Raw genomic sequence first — 2,773 nt, 5'->3', positions numbered from 1 at the left:
TGATGAAGACGCAATACTACGTTGAACACCTGGCATCGGGGCGAGCTGTCCCATCGGATAAGGATTATCAAAGCCACTTGTCATACGGTTCGACTGCCTATTGTCTGCTTCTATAGGACCTCCCTTCGAAGGTGATGAACCTTCCATTCATGCTCAGGCGATCCAGAATCGCCGACGCGGTAACAGTATCGAACACCTTTCCCCAGTTGGACGGCACGAGGTTTGTAGTAACGATAGTCGTTCCCACTTCAGCCCTTTTCGAGATTATCTGAAAGATGCAGTCTGCCTGTTCTTTGGATGGGATCACATAGCCGATCTCATCCAGACACCAGACTGCCGCCCTTGAATGGTATTCGATGAAGCTATAGATGCTCTTGGCCTTCGCCATTTTAGCGGTCAGGTCAAAGAGGGTAAGAAAGACGGTTTGATGGCCTTTGTTAAGGGCGTCATGGCACAGTGCGGTTGCGACGTGGGTTTTCCCTACACCGGCAGGGCCGATGAGGACGAGGTTACTGGGTTTCTGTAGCCACTGGGTGTTCATATATTCAAATATCTTGTCCCTCGGTATCTTGGGATTATACTTCCAGTCGAAGTCGTCAAAGACCTTTGGCCTCTTGATTCCGGACATATTCATGAGGTACTGGATTCTTTTTTGCTCCTTTCGGTGATACTCCTCGGTCAGGAACTTCAGCATGAACTCCTTTTGCTCTTTTGAGAGAGTGTCGGGGTCCGCAAGGAGCCTGAAGTGCCGCCACAGCTCATATAAGTTCATCATAATCGCTCAATTGCCTCCCTTCGTAGGTAATGTGCAGCAGCCCGTGATTCTGCGGATGGACGGGATTATCCTGGTTTCCGGCAGGACTCAGAAGTCCCTGGATGTATGTCACCCTGTAGGTGCCTATGCTGATTGCCGCCTTAACCGCCGATATGAGTGTCTCCCTGGCTATGCCTTTAAGAAGCTTGAACAGTTCATATGAGACCGAAAGAGGATCCTGTCCCTCCTGTTCGGCCCGCTTTATGAAGTGCTCTAAGTTTTTGTCCATGGACCTGAGAAGCTGTAATATCCTCTGGTACTTGAAGTGGGGCGTTTTATCGAGAAGCCTCTGACGGTGGGAAGGATGTTCTATCTTTTGTCTCCTGTCGAACACCCGGTTGTGGGTCGCTATCTTCCTTCCATTCACCAGGATCTCTATCTGGTGGGTATAGGCAAAGATATTACACGGCATGTCGCTGTACTCTGACGGTACCGAGTAGCGGTTTGTGTCGAACTCTACAAAGCATGTCTTGCTGATGGCTGCCGGCTCATGCCGGTAAGCCAGGTAGTGGATTTGCGGAAGCGCTCTGAGCTTCTCCTGTTTCAATGCCTCAGAGGGCGTTATCCCCAATGACCGGTGAATCCTGTTATTTCTCTGTACCCGCCACTGTCCTAATCTTTTGTTGAGGTCGGCGATATCGCTGAAGGTGTTGACGGCAAGAAAGCTTTCGATGTCCCTGATTACTCTCTCGACCCTGCCTTTTTCATTAGGCTTGCCGGGGTTGCAGGCGCGGATCGAGAAGCCGTAGTGCCTGGCAAAGTCCAGGAATCTCGCATTGTAAGTGATCTCCGGCTTTCTGTTTATGACCACGGATTTGAGATTATCGTAAGTATGCCTGCTCACGATGCCGCCGATTTCCTTAAGGGCTTCTATATGACCGTCAAGAAAGAACTCCAGAGAACTCCTCAGATAGAAGCGGCAATAAAGATATCGTGAATAAGACAGTATGTAAACAAAGCCGTAAACGACGCCGAAAGGCATGGTCCTCTGCATCCAGTCCACTTGCGCTTCCTCGCCGGGCAGAAACTCCAGAGCATGATAAGAGATGCCCTTGCGCCTCTTTCGGAACTGAAGCGTATATTCGGTTACAGCAGTATAACCGCCCTTATAGCCGTAGCTCTTCAATCGTTCCAGTACCTGGACGGCTTTAAGAGACGGGTATTCCTTGTACCATTGCTGTATCAGCCGTTCATAGGGAGCTATTACCCCTTCCGCAGACTTTCTTTGCAGACCATCCTGCCGAATGAGCCGGGTCACTTTCTTCCTGGATATGCCGAGGGTCTTTCCTACCTGCCTCAGGCTCAGTCCTTCGACCTGATAGAGGTGCCGAGATCGACTTTGAAGCGATTCTTCCATTTCACCGCCATCTCCTTCCCTGTCGTGATGACCCAGTTTACATCGGCACCGGCACCGAGTCCATCTTGTCTTTTATCATGGTCCATGCGCTGCAAACGTATGCCTATCAAGCCTTCGGAGGATTATCTCGTCTTTTATCACCTCTTTGCTGTCTCCCGGTATCAGCAAAACCAGCTTCTGTAAAGGCTTTGAAGTGGGTATCTCGTCTTTTATCAGTTTGAGCTGTGAGTCGACACGAAGATTTCTGCGTTTCAGTCGCCAAGGTTTGACATAGTCACGGTAATGGTGAGCGAAATAATCGGGATTTCTGCTGCGCCACTTTATTTGGGCCTGCTTCTTCCGGGCGCGTTTGCATTGCTCCCGGCTACAAACTTTTTGTCTTTCTCCTGCTCGTCTGTCAGGCGTGAAGTAGCGTCCGCAATGAGCACATCGTTTTAGCAATGATTACCTCCGGATTCTTTCTTGAGGTAACCATTGTACGGAAAGGAAGGTCTTTAAGGATGGTCTACAATCTCAACAAACTGCTTCGCTCACTAAAGGCCGGCTCCAAGTGCAACGCTTTCGGTCCCCACAGAATCGGTTCTTTTTCCCCGACGCCAACA

At 50.0% G+C, this 2,773-nt stretch carries 4 protein-coding genes; all 4 read right to left on the bottom strand.

Annotated elements, in window-relative coordinates; all coding sequences use genetic code 11:
• Positions 1 to 97: 97 nt before the first annotated feature.
• From AB1552_14290 to AB1552_14275, 4 genes are read right to left on the bottom strand one after another with little or no spacing between them, the layout of a single operon-like run.
• Entirely contained in the window at positions 98 to 775 is a 678-nt protein-coding gene (locus AB1552_14290; GenBank protein ID MEW6054927.1) for an ATP-binding protein, read from the bottom strand.
• Positions 759 to 2,171, bottom strand: coding sequence for an IS21 family transposase (istA, locus tag AB1552_14285; protein MEW6054926.1), 1,413 nt, complete (start codon positions 2,169 to 2,171; stop codon positions 759 to 761). Before istA ends, AB1552_14290 begins: the two co-directional genes overlap by 17 nt.
• Positions 2,117 to 2,257: a hypothetical protein gene (locus AB1552_14280; protein MEW6054925.1), complete on the bottom strand. Its 141-nt coding sequence runs from the start codon at positions 2,255 to 2,257 to the stop codon at positions 2,117 to 2,119. The genes istA and AB1552_14280 overlap by 55 nt, the downstream gene beginning before the upstream one ends.
• Positions 2,247 to 2,612, bottom strand: a complete 366-nt coding sequence (locus AB1552_14275; GenBank protein ID MEW6054924.1) for a hypothetical protein — start codon at positions 2,610 to 2,612, stop codon at positions 2,247 to 2,249. The genes AB1552_14280 and AB1552_14275 overlap by 11 nt, the downstream gene beginning before the upstream one ends.
• Between the last annotated feature and the right edge of the window lie 161 nt (positions 2,613 to 2,773).

The organism is Nitrospirota bacterium, from assembly GCA_040754395.1.
Classification (GTDB): domain Bacteria; phylum Nitrospirota; class Thermodesulfovibrionia; order Thermodesulfovibrionales; family SM23-35; genus JBFMCL01.
Note: the sequence above shows the minus strand (reverse complement) of the source record. Positions and strands in the feature narration are given on the sequence as shown.